The sequence below is a fragment of the Enterobacter cloacae complex sp. HYC033_NIDB genome (genome assembly GCF_056673335.1).
Genome location: NZ_CP115125.1, coordinates 38,445 through 56,488 on the forward strand (window position 1 = coordinate 38,445; position 18,044 = coordinate 56,488).

The window sequence follows — 18,044 nt, forward strand, 5'->3', positions numbered from 1 at the left end:
AGATAGTAATCAATTACTATCTTACAAGGAGTGCTCGTGGACACCCATCCAAAGCATCTGCCGGCCGATGAACGTCGTGCCGTAACTGTCGAGTCCGTCGTGGCGCTTGCCGGTTCACAAAACCCAAGCGAGATAACCACTGCGGCTATCGCTAAACACATGAACTTGACCCAGGGTGCGCTGTTTCGGCACTTCCCGAACAAGGAAGCCATTTGGCAGGCGGTCATGGAGTGGGTAGCAGAGCGCCTATTAGCCAGAATCGATCGATCCGCACAAGGAATCGAGTCGCCCTTGGCAGCCATGGAGGCGATGTTCATGAGTCATATCGAATTCGTAGCTGAGCACCCAGGCGTGCCAAGAATGATGTTTGGTGAGCTTCAGCGTGCCGAATCGACACCGGCCAAGCGCATGGTGCAAACCTTGATTCAGCGCTACGGCGAACGTTTGCATCGTCTCATCGAGAAAGGCAAGGCCAGCGGCGAGTTGTCTCCCTCGCTTGACAACGAGGCGGCGGCAACGCTGTTCATTGGCACGATCCAGGGCTTGGTCATGCAATCGCTGTTGGCGGGTGATGTGGGACGTATGCACCGCGATGCGCCGCGCGTCTTTGCAATTTATCGGCGTGGCATAAGGAGTGCGCAATGAAAAAGTTACCCTTGCAAGGCCGCACCCTGGCACTGCTTGCCGTCATCATTCCTTTGCTGGTGCTTTTTATTTATGTCGGTCTGCGATCAGGGCCGCTCGCCCCGGTCGCTGTGACGGTGGCAAGCGTGGAATCACAGGCTATCACACCGGCGCTGTTCGGCATCGGCACGGTGGAGGCGCGCTACACCTACAAGATCGGACCGACGTTTGCCGGGCGCGTCAAACGCCTGGAGGTGCATGTAGGCGACCAGGTCAAGGCCGGACAGGTGCTCGGCGAGATGGAGCCGGTCGACCTTGATGATCGGGTGCGCTCACAGGAGTCTGTATTCAAGCGGGCGGAAGCGGCTTTGCGCGAGGCAGAAGCCCGGCAAGCCTACGCGCAAACCCAGGCGCGCCGCTATGAGCAATTGTTTGCGGTGCGCTCGACCAGCGAGGAAATCGTCACCACCAAGCGGCAGGAACTGCAGATCGCCGATGCCGCCCTATCCGCCGCTCGGGAAGATATTGCCCGGGCACGCTCCGACCGCGAAGCACTCGTCGCGCAGCGGAGCAATCTGCGCCTGATCGCGCCGGTCGACGGTGTAGTCGCCGTGCGCGATGCCGATCCCGGCACGACCATCGTCGCGGGCCAGGCCGTGGTGGAAGTGATCGACCCCAAGAGTTTGTGGATCAATGTGCGCTTCGACCAGATCAGCGCATCGGGGCTGGCTGGGGGGCTGCCGGCTCATATCGTCCTGCGTTCGCGTGGTGGCCAGACCTTGAAAGGTCGCGTGCTGCGGGTGGAACCCAAGGCCGACGCGGTAACCGAGGAAACGCTTGCCAAGGTGACATTCGATAACAAACCAGAACCTTTGCCACCAGTGGGTGAACTGGCCGAAGTCACGGTTGACTTGCCGGCGCTTCCGGCCGCTCCACTGATCCCCAACGCTGCCGTCCAGCGTGAAGGCGATAAAGTTGGTGTCTGGCAAATCGTGGATGGTGATCTGCATTTCTCCCCGGTCAAGCTCGGCACTTCCGACCTCAATGGTTACGTGCAGGTGCGCGAAGGGCTCAAGAATGGGGACCAGGTTGTGACCTATAGCGAAAAGGCACTGACGGCGCGCAGCCGCATCCATGTGGTCGAGCATATCCCGGGAGTTTCACGATGATCAGCCTGGCCGGCCGCGACATTCTCCATGCCTGGGGGAAATTCGTCTTCACCGGCATCGGTCTGGGTCTGCTGATCGGCGTCACCCTAGTCATGGCTGGGGTGTACCGAGGCATGGTGGACGACGGCAAGGCGTTGCTCGACAACAGTGGCGCTGACCTTTGGGTGGTGCAAAAGGATACTCTGGGTCCTTATGCGGAGTCGTCCAGCCTCAACGATGACGTGTATCGCGCCATTCTCGCCATGCCGGGAGTCTCACAGGCAGCGAACGCGACCTACCTGACCATGCAGGTACGCAAGGGCGAGAGTGATGTACGCACCATGGTGGTCGGCATCGCGCCCGGTGCGTTGGGGGCTACACCCGGATGGCCTCCTTATCTCGTCGCTGGACGCCAGATCACGCGCGGTCACTACGAGGCTGTGGCCGACATCGCCACCGGCTTCAAACTGGGAGATCGTCTTGCCATTCGCCGCAATCATTACACCGTCGTGGGGCTGACACGGCGCATGGTGTCGTCCAGCGGCGACCCGATGGTATTCATTCCGCTCAAAGATGCCCAGGAGGCCCAGTTCCTCAAGGACAACGATGCCATCTGGCAAAGCCGGCGTCGCACCGAAGCCAACCCGGTCTTCAATCGACCCGGTGATCCAGGTTTGCTGGATGCCGTGATTGCTTCACAGAGCAGCAACGCGTTCGTCAATGCCGTGCTGGTCACTCTGAAACCTGGTCATGCGCCGGACGAGGTTGCCGAATCCATCCAGCGCTGGAAGCGTTTGACGGTCTACACCCGGGCACAGATGGAAGACATCCTCGTCGGCAAGCTGATCGCCACCTCGGCCAAGCAGATCGGCATGTTCCTTGTGATTCTGGCCATCGTTAGCGCGGCCATCGTTGCCTTCATCATCTATTCGCTGACGATGGACAAAATCCGTGAGATCGCGGTGTTGAAGCTCATCGGCACACGCAACCGAACCATCGCCGCGATGATCATGCAGCAGGCGCTCGCCCTGGGCGTGATTGGCTTCGTGGTCGGCAAGATCACAGCCACCTTTTCAGCACCGGCTTTTCCAAAATATGTCCTGCTCACGCCAATGGATTCTGTCGCCGGTTTTTTTGCCGTGCTCGTGATCTGCGTTCTAGCTAGCCTCGTCGCCATTCGCATAGCACTCAAGGTTGATCCGGCCGAAGCCATTGGAGGTTGAGATGAGTAGCAAAGGGATACACATCGAAAGTTTAAGCAAGCGGTATGGCGATGGTGACACCGCTGTCTTTGCCTTGAGAGACGTGAATATGCATGTTGCGCCTGGTGAAGTGGTGGGACTGATCGGCCCTTCCGGGTCCGGCAAGAGCACGCTGCTCAAGTGTCTGGGTGCGGTGATCGAACCGACCGCCGGTCGCATGACGCTGGGCGATGAAGTGATCTACGCCGATGGCTGGAAAGTCCGCGACCTGCGCGCCTTACGGCGTGACAAGATCGGTTTCGTTTTCCAGGCGCCGTACCTGATTCCGTTTCTCGATGTCACCGACAACGTGGCGCTGCTGCCGATGCTTGCAGGCGTCGCGAATGGAGAGTCGCGCGCGAAGGCACTGGAATTGCTCACAGCGCTTGATGTGCAACACCGAGCTCGCGCAATGCCCTCGCAACTCTCCGGTGGCGAGCAGCAACGGGTCGCCATCGCGCGCGGACTGGTCAATCGTCCGCCGGTGATCCTGGCCGATGAACCCACTGCGCCGCTGGATTCCGAGCGCGCCATGGCTGTAATCCGCATCCTCAACGACATGGCCCGGAAGTTCGAGACCGCCATCATCGTCGTCACCCATGACGAAAAGATCATCCCCACATTCAAGCGCATCTACCACATCCGCGACGGCGTGACCCATGAGGAAGCTGGCGAAGGGCGGGAGTTCGAATGAGAGAACGATTGAATTACAGGAGAATTTCATGACCCACCGCAAACACAGCCACGCATTTGGAACTATCACCCTGACCGTTACGGCCTGCCTGCTTTTATGGGGTTTTCTGTTGCCAGCTTGGGCTGGTGACGCTACCCAGGTTGAGCCACTGGCGCTACGCAAGATCATGCAGGAACTCGGGCGCAACATGCAGGCTATTACCGGTGCGATTTCGCAGGAGGAATGGGTTCAGGTCGTTCAGCTCGCCCCAAAAGTTGCTGCACACCCCGAGCCACCGCTTACTGAAAAAATGCGCATCCTTGCTTACCTCGGCGCTGATGCGACCAAGTTCAGAAACTTTGACGCGCAGACTCACGAGGCGGCGCTGGCCATGAAGCTGGCTGCTGCGAGCAGCGACGGCAAGGCGGTGATCCAATCATTCGCCCTATCTGTCCCCGCTGGGGTGGGAGCATATCAACCTGACCGGCGATTACCTATGGCGCAGCAGTGCCAAGGTCGGTGCGGGGAAGTTCAGGCCATTGCGACCGCTGCCACCGGCTTAGCGTGCTTTATTTAATGAGATGGTCACTCCCTCCTTCCCGGTACTATGCTGAGGACAGGCTTTCATTCGGAGAACTATCATGGAAAACATTGCGCTCATTGGTATCGATCTGGGTAAAAACTCTTTCCATATTCATTGCCAGGATCGTCGCGGGAAGGCTGTTTACCGTAAAAAATTTACCCGGCCAAAGTTGATCGAATTTTTGGCGACATGCCCCGCTACAACCATCGCAATGGAAGCCTGTGGCGGTTCTCACTTTATGGCACGCAAGTTGGAAGAGTTGGGGCATTCCCCAAAGCTGATATCACCACAATTTGTCCGCCCGTTCGTTAAAAGCAATAAAAACGACTTTGTCGACGCCGAAGCTATTTGTGAAGCTGCATCGCGTCCGTCTATGCGTTTTGTGCAGCCCAGAACGGAATCTCAGCAGGCAATGCGGGCTCTGCATCGTGTCCGTGAATCCCTGGTTCAGGATAAGGTAAAAACAACCAATCAAATGCATGCTTTTCTGCTGGAATTTGGCATTAGCGTTCCCCGAGGAGCTGCCGTTATTAGCCGACTGAGTACCATTCTTGAGGATAATAGTTTGCCTCTTTACCTCAGCCAGTTATTGCTGAAATTACAACAGCATTATCACTATCTTGTTGAGCAGATTAAAGATTTGGAATCCCAGTTGAAACGAAAGTTGGACGAAGATGAGGTTGGACAGCGCTTGCTGAGCATTCCCTGCGTCGGAACACTGACAGCGAGTACTATTTCAACTGAGATTGGCGACGGGAGGCAGTACAGCACGGGAGGTAGGACGACATTGCTGGGAATTAGTAAGCGAGGTAATAAAAAGATCCGAACTTTGTTGGTTCAATGTGCCAGGGTATTCATACAAAAACTGGAACACCAGTCTGGCAAATTGGCCGATTGGGTCAGGGATTTACTGTGCCGGAAAAGCAACTTTGTCGTCACTTGTGCTCTGGCAAACAAGCTGGCCAGAATAGCCTGGGCCCTAACGGCACGACAGCAAACTTATGTAGCATAACGGCAGAAATACACCGGTTTAAAGAATTACTGATCTGGTTTTGCGAATACTGATATTGATGATACTAACGGCCCACCGGCCTGTTGAGGAACCTGTAAAACGGAAAGGCTCATTGAAGCCGTATATTTTCTGGAGGTTCATCAGGCGCGGAACTCATCAAGGCGCGGGAATAAAATCCCATTCAGACGCCGGATAGATTCAAGCAAGCCAACTTGTCGTCAAAATCGGTGTTGCAAAAACGGGAGTGACCATAGATTCCGTTTTCTGAGACGTCCCCTAGCTGGCTTATCAGGCAGATTCCGGACCGCTTTTTTGACGTTTTATCCGGAACCGAATGCGCGGAAATTGATGGTATTGCGCATGACGGTTTACTGCATGATACTGAACACAAGACAGCATACCCTGTTGCAGGAAGAGGTTTCCGAAAGGTGGATAACTGATCGGATGCTATCAGTCCATCACATCATCATGGCACCGACAGTTCCCGGACCCCATCCCCGACAGCATCAGAACCAATATCCTCCCGCTATGCGGTGTATTTAACGAGAGAGTCATAAATGGAGCAACTGAACGGCACGCCGCCTTGCCTTATGAAGGCGTGGAAGAAGCATGAACACGAACTTCTTTGCTGGTTACTCAGACAAGTGGGTAATGAGGCTGATGCTGATGATCTGATACAGGAAACCTTTCTCCGGGCAATACGACAACATGGGAAATTCTGTGCCATCGTGAATGCCAGAGCCTGGCTGTTTGAGGTTGCCCGGCATCTGCTTATTGATAAAAGCCGCCAGCAGCGTCCATTTATGCCTCTCCACGATGATTTATCATTGCCGGATAATACGCCTGAAACTGTCGACTCACTGGCTGGTTGTCTGCCCCGCATCCTGGATAAAATGGCAGAGTCTGATCGGATTATCCTTACGCTCTGTGATCTTGAGGGGATGAAACAGGCTGATTTTGCAGACCGAAATGGTCTGACACTTGCGGCAACCAAATCGCGTTTATCCCGGGCGAGGGATAGGCTGCATAGGAAACTTTCCAGCAATTGCCAGATCAGACTGGATGAGTATGGTCGGGTATGTTGTTTCACTCCCAAGTGAAGAATCTGTTTCCCCTTCTGGGGTTACCGATAAGCTATTGCAGTGAAATCCTGTTCAATAACATTTCTCAGCAAATGAAATAAATCGAAAAAAACTGCATCCTTTTCTGTCAAACAGCGTCTTCCCGAAAAACAACCGTCGTGAGGCCTGTCCGTTATGTTCCAGATTTTCACTGATTTTGCCACCTAGCTGGTCTATGAATGCCTTAGTCTGAGTCCTGCAACCAAACTCGGGGAGGCGATCCACTTTTTTGTCGAAGACGTGAGCAAAATTTTCGTTCTCTTGCTGGTCATGATCTACTTTGTGGCCATACTACGGGCCTCGCTGGATATTGAGAGGGTAAGAAACTATCTTGCAGGTAAGCACCGTGGAATGGGGTATTTACTGGGCTCCTGCTTTGGCGCCGTTACTCCGTTCTGTTCCTGCTCAAGTATCCCGGTATTTCTGGGGTTTACTTCGGCTGGTATCCCCCTCGGGATTACCATGGCCTTTCTCATCACATCCCCCCTTATCAATGAAGTCGCCGTCCTGCTTCTGGTCAGCCTGCTCGGATGGAAGTTCACGCTCATTTATATTGCTGTCGGAATGGCTGTTGGTATGGCTGGCGGTGCTTTTCTTGATCGGATTAAGGCCGAACGCTGGTTAGCCGATTTTGCCGCCGATGCCCTCAGAGACGGGCAGCAACATCAAACTGATGAGATCCGACAATCTACCATGGCACCGCATATGCCTCTCTCAAAGCGACATGCCTTTGCTAAAGAGGAAACTCTCACCATTTTTAAGCGTGTCTGGCTCTGGGTCATTCTCGGAGTAGGACTTGGTGCGGCATTGCATGGATTTGTGCCCGACGGATGGATCGCGTCGCATCTCGGTGCCGGTCAGTGGTGGACTGTCCCTGTAGCTGTGCTGGTTGGCATACCTCTCTATTCCAATGCTACCGGTGTGATCCCTGTGATGGAGAGTCTGATCACGAACGGCCTGCCAGTGGGGACAACTCTGGCTTTTTGCATGAGCACTGTGGCTGCCAGCTTTCCTGAGTTCATTCTGCTCAAACAGGTGATGAAGTGGCAATTACTGTGCACCCTGCTGTTGCTGTTGTTGACCTCTTTCACACTGGTTGGCTGGATTTTTAACGTTGTATTCCCGTTAATTCCCTGAAGAGGATTATAAAATGAAGCATGTAAAAGTACTGGGTACAGGCTGTTCCGGTTGTAAAACAACCATCCGCCTTATCCAGCAGGTGGCTGATGAGAGAGGCGTCGCTATTCAGCTTGAAAAAGTGGAGTCACTGTCTGAAATAATGAAACACAAAGTGATGGCGACCCCGGCGGTTGTCGTTGATAACATCGTTGTACATACCGGAGGAATACCATCAAGAGACATTATCGAAAGCTGGCTCTGACCTGCAGGCAGGGAAATAATTCCTGTTCGTTCATTGCCTGAAATATCAAGCTCTGATCTCTGTAGAGGACTTCCGGCAGCCCCTTTTTTAATGAAAAGTTCAGACCCAGAGATGAAGGTATACCTTCATCTCTGTCGCGGAGCTCCGCCACAGCAGGTAAAGTTTACACTCTGATATCTCACTTATCACAGTCAGTTCAGGTCCGTTTTTTGCTCTCTGACAGCTGGCCGTCTTACTCAGTCCCTGTTCAGCCTTTAGTTATCATATTCCTGACGCTTATTCGTTTAAAGTCTGAAACTTCGCTTCAAGCTCAAGTATTCTGAGACACATCTGCTCAATAAGTTCTGGTGTGATGGTTTTTTTAAAACGAGCGATGAGTTCAGCATCCGTGTCATCCATATATTTTATGGGTTTATCAAATGCAACCTGGCTAAGCTGGGCAAGCGCAAGAACTTCATCAATCATAAGGATTTTCTTCATAATGTCGCCTTTTCTTCCCGACTCAGGGTTTTAATGCCAGTCTGGAATTAAGTTTTCCCGGATTTTCCTCCGGGTTCCGACTTATCTGAGCATTAACAGCGGGACTCTGGTCTGTTCGAGCATCGCAGTTGTGTTACTGCCGATGAAAAAACGTCGCAGGGAAGAGTGCCCATATGCCCCCATGACAATCAAATCCACGCCGTTGTCTGCGGCGTAACGACAAAGCGCCTCCGTTACCGAGCGTCCTTCAGCTAACCGGGATATCGCACTGATGCCAGCGCACTGCAGACTACGCTTTGCCTCTTCGAGGGTATGAGCATCGCCGTTAACCATTACGATATGACATTCCAGGCTCTGCAGCAGAGGGCTGAGCGTCAGTCGACGCAGGTTTCTCCGGCTTTCCTCACTGCCATCAAACGCAAACATGACTCTTGAAGGTACAGAAAAAGTTTCAGGTACAATCATTACCGGCTTTTTCTGCAGGCGGATAATGCTCTCCAGATTGCTGCCAACCGGGTTCTGTGCTCCCCGGCGACCGAGCACCATCATACGAATACCCTTCAGGTCAGCCAGGATGATATCCAGTGCGCCATGTTTCTGAAGTTGCTGAACATCCGGGATACCGATCTGGCTGAGCAGTTCCGCGCATCCGGCAAGAATGGCGCGTCCCTGAGTCATCAGCAGGCGGTTACGCTCCCCTTCTATTCGGACAAGGTCCTGCGTCAGTTGCTCCCGGCTGTCAATACCGATAGTCCCCGTAAGGTCAGAAACTGCCGGTTGTTCATTTTTTTCAAGCACATGCAGCAGGGCAAGAGGAACGTCAAGCTTCCCGGCAATCCAGGCTGCATACTCACACACGGCGCGTGTTGATGACGATCCATCCACGCAGGCAATAACGGTGTTGTCCATAGCATTAATTCCTGACATTAATGACCTCCCATCAGTTTTTCGATTTCTTCGGGTTTATCGTGAACACCAAAGCGATCAACGATAGTACGGGTTGCTTCGTTCATCCCGCGGATCTCAACGTCTGTTCCTTCTCTGCGGAATTTAATAACCACCTTATCCAGTGCGCTGACCGACGTGATATCCCAGAAATGGGCATGCGTAACATCAATGACAACTTTCTCTGCAGCTTCGCGAAAATCAAAATACGCCATAAAGCGGTCGGCGGAGGCAAAGAACACCTGCCCGGTGACCTTATAGAGCCGGGACTCTTCCCTGAGTTCTGAAGAGACAGCCAGAAAACGCGCCACTTTAGTGGCAAAATTCAGGGAAGCGATAAGCACACCGGTCAGTACCCCGAATGCCAGATTATGAGTGGCCACCACCACCACCACTGTTGCCAGCATCACCACGCTGGTAGAAATGGGATGGCTTTTAAGGTCGGTAACTGAACGCCATGAAAAGGTACCAATCGAAACCATGATCATTACGGCGACAAGCGCGGCCATAGGGATTTGCGAGACCAGGTCCCTCAGAAAGACTACCATACACATCAGGACCACACCGGCAGTGAGGGTGGACAGACGGCCCCGACCGCCGGATTTCACGTTGATAACAGACTGACCAATCATTGCACAGCCCGCCATTCCCCCGACAAATGAGGTGCAGATATTAGCGATGCCCTGAGCCTTGCATTCCCTGTTTTTATCACTGGGGGTATCCGTCATATCGTCCACAATCGTGGCTGTCATCATTGATTCCAGTAACCCTACAATGGCGAGGCCTGCGGAGTAAGGGAGAATAATCAGGAGCGTATCAAGATTCAGCGGGATATCCGGCACCAGGAAGACCGGCAGACTGTCAGGCAGTTTGCCCATATCCCCGACCGTACGCACGTCCACATGCAGCCATATGGCAATCGCCGTAAGCACCACGATACAGACAAGGGGTGAGGGGATTGTTTTATTCAGATACGGGAAGAGGTAGATAATGGCGAGCCCTACTGCCGTCATAGCATAAACATGCCAGGTCACATTGGTGAGCTCAGGTAACTGCGCCATGAAAATCAGGATCGCGAGTGCATTAACGAATCCGGTCACCACGGAGCGTGAGACGTAGCGCATGAGACCGCCGAGTTTAAGATAACCGGCTATCAGCTGGAATACGCCGGTCAGTACGGAGGCAGCCAGTAAGTACTGTAGTCCATGATCCTTCACCAGGGTCACCATCAGGAGCGCCATTGCCCCCGTTGATGAAGATATCATCGCCGGGCGACCACCAAAGAAGGCCATAATCAGCGGGATACAGAAAGCGGAGTAAAGCCCCACCTGAGGGTCAACACCGGCAATAATGGAAAAGGCGATCGCTTCTGGAATGAGTGCGAGCGCGACAACAATACCAGCCAGCACGTCACCACGGACGTTACCCAGCCAGTCCTTACGCGTCGAGGACAGCAACATAGTAATTTCTCAGTTTTTAGATGTAGTTAGCCCCGGAGGACATAAGTTTCAAATACGATAAAACACATCCGCAGACGGGATGTTATTACGTGCGTTCTGAGGCTCGCTCAGTACGGCGGAGGAAGGGAAAACTCAGGGTGGCGTAATGCGCATGATCAGCAGATAAATCCTTGAAAGCAGGTACTCAGCCCTCAGTGAACAGAATAAGTCAGCGTAATGTACTTTAGTGCTGACCACGTGCTCTGTATGATACAGAATCTATCTACTATAAACGAAAATACAGCACGATCAATGCTCACACTCTATATGGGACGTTCGTACCTGGACATGATTATCTGTGTTCAATGTCCCCGCATGACCGTCTTAACATCCAGAATATTACGTTTCCAAAAAAACCAGAAATGATTAAAAAATGAGCTTAACGAATGGAAGGGACTTCCCCTGGATATGCGCCTGATTAACTCTTGTGCAATCATGGGGTAAACATAGCCCCGGAGGGATTCGTTATGACCATCACGACTGTCGGTATCGATCTTGCTAAAAATGTGTTCGCTGTTCACTGCGTTGACCAACACGGTAAAACTGTTCTGGTTAAACCCAAAGTATCGCGTGCTGCCCTTCCTGAGCTGATTGCCAGTTTACCTCCCTGTGTTATCGGGATGGAGCCATGCTCCGGGGCTCACTACTGGGCAAGGTTGTTTCGGCAATATGGTCATGAACCACGGCTGATGGCTGCTAAATTTGTATCTCCTTACCGCATGGCCGGTAAATCAGGCAAAAATGATGCAGCTGATGCTCAGGCTATCTGTGAAGCAGTTCGTCGCCCGCATATGCGGTTTGTACCAGTGAAGGATGAGAGCCAGCAGGCGATGCAATGCCTACACCGTATCAGACAGGGTTTTATCGAAGAGAAAACAGCAACATATAACCGATTGAGAGGTTTGATATCGGAATTCGGTGTCATCGCCCCACAAAGTACAGATGCCCTGCGTCACATGGTTTCTGAGCAGAAGAGTTCTTTGCCACTTCAGGTTCAACAATGTGTTAATGACCTGCTGGAACACATTGATCGTATTGAAGATAATATTACTGAATATGACCGGATTTTGTCCCGCATGGCAAAAACAGATCACCGCAGCCAGCGATTGATGGAACTGAAAGGGATTGGTCCCACAACGGCCTGTGCGCTGGTCGCCAGTATCGGTAATGCACACGATTTTAAAAATGGGCGACAACTGGCAGCCTGGCTGGGACTAACGCCATCGCAGTACAGCAGTGGTGGGAAATCAAAGCTTGGCAGGATAACTAAAGCTGGCGATTCGTATCTGCGAACGCTACTGGTTCAGGGGGCTCGTTCGGTTCTGATTGGTGCCGAGAAAAGGACTGATTTATTCAGTCGTTGGGTCTGTTCACTGGTCGATCGCAGAGGATACTGGCGTGCCGTTGTAGCCATCGCCGCCAAAAACGCAAGGCTGTGCTGGGCATCATTGCATTACGGTGATGATTTCAGGCTGTACTCAGCCAGCTAAAGCACGAAACAAAATAACCATCTGACCTGCAATTCGTTGATGATAAAGGGTTAGACCCCGTGAGGCCTATCTGGCTATTGTACAGGATATACGTATCCGCTTAACGAACAAGAACCTCACGCGCGTCTTTCATCAGGGTCCGAATCGATGACGATTCATCATGGCCGTTTATAGTACCGCAGTCTCTCCCCTTTATTTTTACTGAAGAGCAGACAGAAACCATAAACACCGGCGTTGACACGCCGGGGAAGCCCTTATAGTACAATAATTTTCGATATCCAAACTGACCCCAATCACATCACTGCCCGGTTGTATGCGCGAGGTTACCGACTGCGGCCTGAGTTTTTTAAGTGACGTAAAACCGTGTTGAGGCCAACGCCCATAATGCGTGCACTGGCGCGACATCCGACGCCATTCATGGCCATATCAATGATTTTCTGGTGCGTACCGGGCTGAGAGGCGGTGTAAGTGAACTGTAGTTGCCATGTTTTACGGCAATGAGAGCAGAGATAGCGCTGATGTCCGGCAGTGCTTTTGCCGTTACGCACCACGCCTTCAGTAGCGGAGCAGGAAGGACATCTGATGGAAATGGAAGCCACGCAAGCACCTTAAAATCACCATCATACACTAAATCAGTAAGTTGGCAGCATTACCTATTATCCGTATATTAAGTCAGCATCAGAATGCCGGCCGTCATATCAACTGGCAATAGTCAGTTACCACATTGCGCTACGTGAAAACTGACAGGGTTACAGGGGTGTACCAGGTCAGAATTCACGTAGCGCATCCTCTTCTTCTCTGCTCCATTCTCATTATGGTCCGATCATGTATGTCCTGGCATTACCCCATTTCTCCCAAAAACCGTAAAACAGCCCTCAGGCCGCGTCATGACTGGCTTTAACGTGGATCTATGTTGAAAAAGGATCCTTTACGCATTTGGTTTTACCCGCAATAATGCGGGATAAGACAATAAAAGGATCCGCGCGCTGCGATTTATTGTCATGGCAGGATCGGCCGGTCAGGTGCAAAATACCTGTATCCATAAAAAGTGCGTGCGCTACGTGAAAAATAGCCGATGAACAACGTCATTCCCCTGCAGAATTCACCAGAACGCGTTTCGTTGTTGCCGATCGCCCCGGGCGTTGATTTTGCGACCGCCGTGGCATTACGACGCATGGCCACCTCCACCGGTGCCACCCCGGCTTATCTGCTGGCGCCGGAAGTGAGTGCCCTCCTCTGGTATATGCCCGACCAGCGCCATCACATGCTGTTCGCCACCATGTGGAACACCGGTATCCGTATCGGAGAAGCCCGGACGCTGACCCCGGAGTCATTTGATCTCGATGGTCTGCGACCCTTTGTGCGGGTACTGTCTGAAAAAGTACGGGCCCGACGCGGGCGCCCACCGAAAGATGAGGTCCGCCTGGTCCCGCTGACCGATATAAGCTATGTCAGGCAGATGGCGAGCTGGATGGTCACCACCCGTCCCCGCCGGCGTGAACCGCTGTGGGCCGTCACCGATGAAACCATGCGTAACTGGCTGAAGCAGGCCGTTAAGCGGGCCGAAGCTGACGGGGTCCATTTTTCAATTCCGGTAACGCCCCATACCTTCCGGCACAGCTATATCATGCATATGCTCTATCACCGCCAGCCCCGGAAAGTGATTCAGGCGCTGGCCGGCCACAAGGATCCGCGCTCGATGGAGGTATATACCAGAGTGTTTGCGCTGGATATGGCGGCCACACTAGCCGTGCCGTTCACCGGTGACGGGCATGATGCCGCGCAGATCCTCCGGACACTTCCCCCTCTGACGTGACAACGTCACTCGCCACAGTTTATATAAGCTGTAGTGAGTAAATCTTCCCGGAGATAAGCTGTAGTGAGTGAAATAAGCTGTAGCAGGCAACATAAGCTGGAGTAAGCAGATTGTGATATGTGGAAGCCTGATGCAATAAGTCCGCAGGGCTGCGGCAACTGCAGAAAAACAATGGTGGAAGTTTGTTGCTCAGGAAGCACGGGCCTCAGACATGAGCCGCACTCATCACCGCTTATATAAGCTGTAGTGAGCAGGACACTCACCAGAGGCAGCAATATAAGCTGTAGCAAGTAAACAGAGAGGTGTTACTCACTACAGCTTATGTTCAGCGGGATTTGAAGAGTTTTTCCAGGTCATCGAGCGTGATGCCAAGTTTCTCTAAAAGCGCCAATTTCTCAGCCATCTCCGGACTCACATCACCCGGTGCGGCTGGCAGTTGAGGGTTCTCAGCACTCTCATCATGCGGTGGTTTTAACTTGGGCCGCCGGTAATGAATGCAGAAGAGTTTAGTGCGTCCCCGCTGGATCTCCGTGTAATCCAGATAGCCAATCTCCCGGAGCTGCTCCATGGCACGCCTCACCGTCTGGTTCTGCGAGAACACAGGGGATTTCAGGTTCAGGCGGGCCCGCAGACGCGCCAGAGATATCGGTGCCGGATCCCGGGGCAGACTCTCTATAAAGGTATAAAGGGCCTGGGCGGACTCCCGGCGTTTCAGGGCATTGATGGCCTTGAGCTGCAGTAACACTTTCCGGTCAAACTGGTAGAGTTCAAAGAGGCGCGGATCGGCCTGCAACTGGACGATATCCTTCTCCGTATCATAGTAGGCCGACTGCACCAGGTGTGTGATGTACTCTTTGGTGTGACTTTCGGTCGTGCGGGAAAACGAGATCACGGTACCCGCGATACGTTTTAGCGAGGGGCTGATACGCTCCCGGAGCTTGCGTGATGACTGACTGGAGGGGATCCCACAGAGTTTGGCGAACTCAACAAACGGCAGTTCAACCTTATCGCCGATAACCTTATGGCGTGCAAAGGAATGGATCACCCCTACCCAGGTCTTGAAGTCATTATCCATATCCAGGCGGGGACCGGTGATCTCCACCTTATCAAACCCTTCGGCTCTGGCGAGAGATAGACGCGTCAGTTCTTCCGTCGCATCAGTACGCGAAAGCGTGTTCTTTTTACTGTTTTTCAGTGATTTGAGAGTAGGGACAAACACTCCGAGCCGCATCAGTGCCACTGGCTGCACTGTATTACTGGCATTAGGAGTGAGATTTACGACTTCACCGGAGGATTTATCCACCTCTTCAAACAACTTTTTTAAGTCCAGATTGTCCTTGTCCAGAGAGCCCCCCGATCGGTGGATTGTTTTAGAATAAAAGCAGCCACTGTTCTCATGTTATGGCCTGTAAAACGCCAGACAACTGGCTTCAGTTTATGCACAGCCCTGATGAACTTTCAGGTGACATACTCACTGTAGTTTATATCAATCGCTTATTACAGCATATCCGTTGCATAATACAGCTTATTGTCTACCAGTTACAGCTTATGATTAACATGCTACAGCTTATGTGATCATGCTCCAGGCTCAGTCCTGACGCGGCCTTCAGAGGTGTCGGGATCTTCTTTGGATCTTACAGGGATCGCTTTAAGGATCTTATTACTGGATCGAATGACTGTATATGTGGATAACCTGCTGACCGACAAGGTAATTCAGACTGTTCATTAATGATCCCTTTTCATACCGGCAACAACGCGTACCTGCTCCTGCCAGCATCTGTGCTATTGCGCTTCCTCGCCGGTTCGCGGGCATAAGCCCGGTCACCGGACTGCGGCGAGCACTGATCTATTCATTTCTCAATACAGACTATGTCAAAACTGCACTTCTCTCAGAGCCATGATACGGAGGTTACATAGTACAGTTTGATTCTGGTTTCTTCCGATCAGACACAGCAACGGTAATTTGAGCCTGACCGATCAACATCGAGAAGTTTTTCTCTACACCTTTACGTGCTGTACCCGGATCCACAGCCAACTAGTGGTTGAAACATGCATACCATAACTCTATTATAATTGTACGGTATACATCCGTACATGCTATCGCCTTAAGTCCCGAACTCAACAAAACTGTCCGCTCTCTCAGATTAAAGAGTGGCCTGGGAGAGAAACCATGTCAGCACTGAAAAAGCAGCGCATTGACCTGAGATTAAATGAAGACGACAAACACATGATCGAAGAAGCTGCAGCAATGACTAACCAGTCAATTTCGCAGTTCATGGTCAGTACCGCCTCAGAACGCGCTGCAGAAGTTATTGACCAGCACCGTCGTCTGCTCCTCAATGAGGAGTCTTGGAACCTGGTTATGGATGCAATCATTAATCCGCCAGCACCGAATGACCGGCTGAAACGCGCCGCTAACCGTCTCCGGGAACTGGAGTAATAAATGGAGGGTTTAAGGATTGAGATTTTTTCAGAGGAAGTTGAATATGAATTAAGCAACTTCGATTGTGGAGAAGAGTATCTGAATACTTTTCTTACTGACCATCTGAAACGGCAGCATAACAGTAAGATCTTACGTGGTTATGTTCTCGTGACGAGAGAGAATAAACCGCGTGTGATGGGGTACTACACGCTATCAGGAAGTTGCTTTGAGAAAATACTTCTACCCAGCAAAACACAACAAAAGCGTGTACCCTACAAGAATGTGCCGAGCGTGACTTTGGGCCGTCTGGCAATTGATAAAAGCATTCACCACCAGGGATATGGAGAAACACTTGTTACCCATGCGATGAAAGTCGTGTATCAGGCCTCGCAGGCTGTGGGTATACACGGAATGTTCGTGGAAGCGCTGAACGACAACGCCAAAAAATTCTACCTTCGACTGGGTTTCATTCAGTTAAAGGAAGAAAACTGTAACTCGCTCTTTTACCCGACAAAATCTATTGAAGAATTGTTCGAAGTAAATGATGAATAAAACAGGTTTAGACTGATCCAGTAAAGCCGTACCGCTTATGTAAAGCGGCCTAGTCCTATTACAGTATTTTTGCCGAAACAGCTCTTCTGCGGTATCTAGGGAAGGTGCGAACAAGTCCCTGATATGAGATCATGTTTGTCATCTGGAGCCATGGAACAGGGTTCATTATGAGTCATCAACTTACCTTCGCCGACAGTGAATTCAGCAGTAAGCGCCGTCAGACCAGAAAAGAGATTTTCTTGTCCCGCATGGAGCAGATTCTGCCATGGCAAAACATGGTGGAAGTCATCGAGCCGTTTTACCCCAAGGCTGGTAATGGCCGGCGACCTTATCCGCTGGAAACCATGCTACGCATTCACTGCATGCAGCATTGGTACAACCTGAGCGATGGCGCGATGGAAGATGCTCTGTACGAAATCGCCTCCATGCGTCTGTTTGCCCGGTTATCCCTGGATAGCGCCTTGCCGGACCGCACCACCATCATGAATTTCCGCCACCTGCTGGAGCAGCATCAACTGGCCCGCCAATTGTTCAAGACCATCAATCGCTGGCTGGCCGAAGCAGGCGTCATGATGACTCAAGGCACCTTGGTCGATGCCAAGAGTGGCCTGACCCACAGCCTGGTCACTACCGCGGCCAACGAGCATGACCTCAATCAGCCGGGTAATCTGCTGCATGGAGAGGAGCAATTTGTCTCAGCCGATGCCGGCTACCAAGTGGCGCCACAGCGCGAGGAGTTGGCCGAGGTGGATGTGGACTGGCTGATCGCCGAGCGCCCCGGCAAGGTAAGAACCTTGAAACAGCATCCACGCAAGAACAAAACGGCCATCAACATCGAATACATGAAAGCCAGCATCCGGGCCAGGGTGGAGCACCCATTTCGCATCATCAAGCGACAGTTCGGCTTCGTGAAAGCCAGATACAAGGGGTTGCTGAAAAACGATAACCAACTGGCGATGTTATTCACGCTGGCCAACCTGTTTCGGGCGGACCAAATGATACGTCAGTGGGAGAGATCTCACTAAAAACTGGGGATAACGCCTTAAATGGCGAAGAA

18 protein-coding genes and 2 pseudogenes are annotated in these 18,044 nt (G+C 52.1%); 14 read left to right on the forward strand and 6 right to left on the reverse strand.

The window, feature by feature from the left end:
* Positions 1–36: 36 nt before the first annotated feature.
* The 9 genes and pseudogenes from O1721_RS24820 (at position 37) to O1721_RS24860 (ending at position 7,783) form a co-directional block, all read left to right on the forward strand.
* Positions 37–645 (forward strand): TetR/AcrR family transcriptional regulator, encoded by a 609-nt coding sequence (locus O1721_RS24820; protein WP_004393990.1) that lies wholly within the window; start codon positions 37–39, stop codon positions 643–645.
* A complete protein-coding gene (locus O1721_RS24825; protein ID WP_022652304.1) occupies positions 642–1,793 on the forward strand; it encodes an efflux RND transporter periplasmic adaptor subunit in 1,152 nt (383 codons plus the stop codon). The genes O1721_RS24820 and O1721_RS24825 overlap by 4 nt, the downstream gene beginning before the upstream one ends.
* Entirely contained in the window at positions 1,790–2,995 is a 1,206-nt protein-coding gene (locus tag O1721_RS24830) for an ABC transporter permease (protein WP_022652303.1), read from the forward strand. Before O1721_RS24825 ends, O1721_RS24830 begins: the two co-directional genes overlap by 4 nt.
* A gap of 1 nt (position 2,996) precedes the next feature.
* Complete coding sequence (locus O1721_RS24835) at positions 2,997–3,707, forward strand: ABC transporter ATP-binding protein (RefSeq protein ID WP_022652302.1); 711 nt, start codon at positions 2,997–2,999, stop codon at positions 3,705–3,707.
* Between the two features lie 28 nt (positions 3,708–3,735).
* A pseudogene (locus O1721_RS24840) lies at positions 3,736–4,176 on the forward strand (hypothetical protein); the annotation flags it as partial.
* Between the two features lie 151 nt (positions 4,177–4,327).
* Positions 4,328–5,281, forward strand: a complete 954-nt coding sequence (locus O1721_RS24845) for an IS110 family RNA-guided transposase (protein ID WP_022652300.1) — start codon at positions 4,328–4,330, stop codon at positions 5,279–5,281.
* A gap of 557 nt (positions 5,282–5,838) precedes the next feature.
* Positions 5,839–6,381 (forward strand): sigma-70 family RNA polymerase sigma factor, encoded by a 543-nt coding sequence (locus tag O1721_RS24850; protein ID WP_022652305.1) that lies wholly within the window; start codon positions 5,839–5,841, stop codon positions 6,379–6,381.
* Between the two features lie 189 nt (positions 6,382–6,570).
* Positions 6,571–7,539: a permease gene (locus O1721_RS24855; RefSeq protein ID WP_225986354.1), complete on the forward strand. Its 969-nt coding sequence runs from the start codon at positions 6,571–6,573 to the stop codon at positions 7,537–7,539.
* A gap of 13 nt (positions 7,540–7,552) precedes the next feature.
* On the forward strand, positions 7,553–7,783 hold the full coding sequence (locus O1721_RS24860; protein ID WP_021314637.1) for a thioredoxin family protein: 231 nt from the start codon (positions 7,553–7,555) through the stop codon (positions 7,781–7,783).
* A 276-nt stretch (positions 7,784–8,059) separates the two neighbouring features.
* On the opposite strand, the gene O1721_RS24865 is transcribed toward O1721_RS24860, so the two are convergent.
* The 3 genes from O1721_RS24865 to O1721_RS24875 all read right to left on the reverse strand — a co-directional run bounded on the left by O1721_RS24865 (position 8,060) and on the right by O1721_RS24875 (position 10,668).
* Complete coding sequence (locus O1721_RS24865) at positions 8,060–8,263, reverse strand: hypothetical protein (RefSeq protein ID WP_022652307.1); 204 nt, start codon at positions 8,261–8,263, stop codon at positions 8,060–8,062.
* An 81-nt stretch (positions 8,264–8,344) separates the two neighbouring features.
* A complete protein-coding gene (locus O1721_RS24870; RefSeq protein ID WP_032430841.1) occupies positions 8,345–9,172 on the reverse strand; it encodes a universal stress protein in 828 nt (275 codons plus the stop codon).
* Between the two features lie 17 nt (positions 9,173–9,189).
* Entirely contained in the window at positions 9,190–10,668 is a 1,479-nt protein-coding gene (locus O1721_RS24875) for a SulP family inorganic anion transporter (protein WP_022652309.1), read from the reverse strand.
* A 506-nt stretch (positions 10,669–11,174) separates the two neighbouring features.
* Here O1721_RS24875 and O1721_RS24880 point away from each other — a divergent pair.
* A complete protein-coding gene (locus O1721_RS24880) occupies positions 11,175–12,197 on the forward strand; it encodes an IS110 family RNA-guided transposase (protein WP_032430957.1) in 1,023 nt (340 codons plus the stop codon).
* Positions 12,198–12,488: 291 nt separating this feature from the next.
* Here O1721_RS24880 and O1721_RS24885 read toward each other — a convergent pair.
* Positions 12,489–12,796, reverse strand: a pseudogene (locus tag O1721_RS24885) (IS1-like element transposase); the annotation flags it as partial.
* Between the two features lie 400 nt (positions 12,797–13,196).
* Positions 13,197–13,373: a hypothetical protein gene (locus O1721_RS24890; RefSeq protein WP_224773780.1), complete on the reverse strand. Its 177-nt coding sequence runs from the start codon at positions 13,371–13,373 to the stop codon at positions 13,197–13,199.
* On the opposite strand from O1721_RS24890, the gene O1721_RS24895 reads away from it, so the two are divergent.
* On the forward strand, positions 13,321–14,013 hold the full coding sequence (locus O1721_RS24895; RefSeq protein WP_237471163.1) for a tyrosine-type recombinase/integrase: 693 nt from the start codon (positions 13,321–13,323) through the stop codon (positions 14,011–14,013). The two genes, O1721_RS24890 and O1721_RS24895, sit on opposite strands and share 53 nt — an antisense overlap.
* A gap of 325 nt (positions 14,014–14,338) precedes the next feature.
* Here the strand turns inward: O1721_RS24895 and O1721_RS24900 are convergent, their stop codons facing one another.
* Positions 14,339–15,328, reverse strand: coding sequence for a RepB family plasmid replication initiator protein (locus O1721_RS24900; RefSeq protein WP_022652311.1), 990 nt, complete (start codon positions 15,326–15,328; stop codon positions 14,339–14,341).
* A gap of 855 nt (positions 15,329–16,183) precedes the next feature.
* Between O1721_RS24900 and O1721_RS24905 the strand changes: the two genes are divergently transcribed.
* From O1721_RS24905 to O1721_RS24915, 3 genes are all read left to right on the forward strand, one after another.
* On the forward strand, positions 16,184–16,453 hold the full coding sequence (locus O1721_RS24905) for a type II toxin-antitoxin system TacA family antitoxin (RefSeq protein WP_022652312.1): 270 nt from the start codon (positions 16,184–16,186) through the stop codon (positions 16,451–16,453).
* Between the two features lie 3 nt (positions 16,454–16,456).
* Entirely contained in the window at positions 16,457–16,987 is a 531-nt protein-coding gene (locus O1721_RS24910) for a GNAT family N-acetyltransferase (protein WP_022652313.1), read from the forward strand.
* A gap of 167 nt (positions 16,988–17,154) precedes the next feature.
* Positions 17,155–18,012 carry an IS5 family transposase gene (locus O1721_RS24915; protein WP_022652314.1) on the forward strand — a complete coding sequence of 286 codons (858 nt, stop codon included), beginning with the start codon at positions 17,155–17,157 and terminating at the stop codon, positions 18,010–18,012.
* Positions 18,013–18,044: the final 32 nt, after the last annotated feature.

Coding starts and splice junctions, on each gene's coding strand:
- O1721_RS24825 (WP_022652304.1), top strand. CDS start 642: ATGAAAAAGTTACCCTTGCAAGGCCGCACCCTGGCACTGCTTGCCGTC.
- O1721_RS24830 (WP_022652303.1), top strand. CDS start 1,790: ATGATCAGCCTGGCCGGCCGCGACATTCTCCATGCCTGGGGGAAATTC.
- O1721_RS24835 (WP_022652302.1), top strand. CDS start 2,997: ATGAGTAGCAAAGGGATACACATCGAAAGTTTAAGCAAGCGGTATGGC.
- O1721_RS24845 (WP_022652300.1), top strand. CDS start 4,328: ATGGAAAACATTGCGCTCATTGGTATCGATCTGGGTAAAAACTCTTTC.
- O1721_RS24850 (WP_022652305.1), top strand. CDS start 5,839: ATGGAGCAACTGAACGGCACGCCGCCTTGCCTTATGAAGGCGTGGAAG.
- O1721_RS24860 (WP_021314637.1), top strand. CDS start 7,553: ATGAAGCATGTAAAAGTACTGGGTACAGGCTGTTCCGGTTGTAAAACA.
- O1721_RS24865 (WP_022652307.1), bottom strand. CDS start 8,263: ATGAAGAAAATCCTTATGATTGATGAAGTTCTTGCGCTTGCCCAGCTT.
- O1721_RS24870 (WP_032430841.1), bottom strand. CDS start 9,172: ATGGACAACACCGTTATTGCCTGCGTGGATGGATCGTCATCAACACGC.
- O1721_RS24875 (WP_022652309.1), bottom strand. CDS start 10,668: ATGTTGCTGTCCTCGACGCGTAAGGACTGGCTGGGTAACGTCCGTGGT.
- O1721_RS24880 (WP_032430957.1), top strand. CDS start 11,175: ATGACCATCACGACTGTCGGTATCGATCTTGCTAAAAATGTGTTCGCT.
- O1721_RS24890 (WP_224773780.1), bottom strand. CDS start 13,373: ATGCGTCGTAATGCCACGGCGGTCGCAAAATCAACGCCCGGGGCGATC.
- O1721_RS24905 (WP_022652312.1), top strand. CDS start 16,184: ATGTCAGCACTGAAAAAGCAGCGCATTGACCTGAGATTAAATGAAGAC.
- O1721_RS24910 (WP_022652313.1), top strand. CDS start 16,457: ATGGAGGGTTTAAGGATTGAGATTTTTTCAGAGGAAGTTGAATATGAA.
- O1721_RS24915 (WP_022652314.1), top strand. CDS start 17,155: ATGAGTCATCAACTTACCTTCGCCGACAGTGAATTCAGCAGTAAGCGC.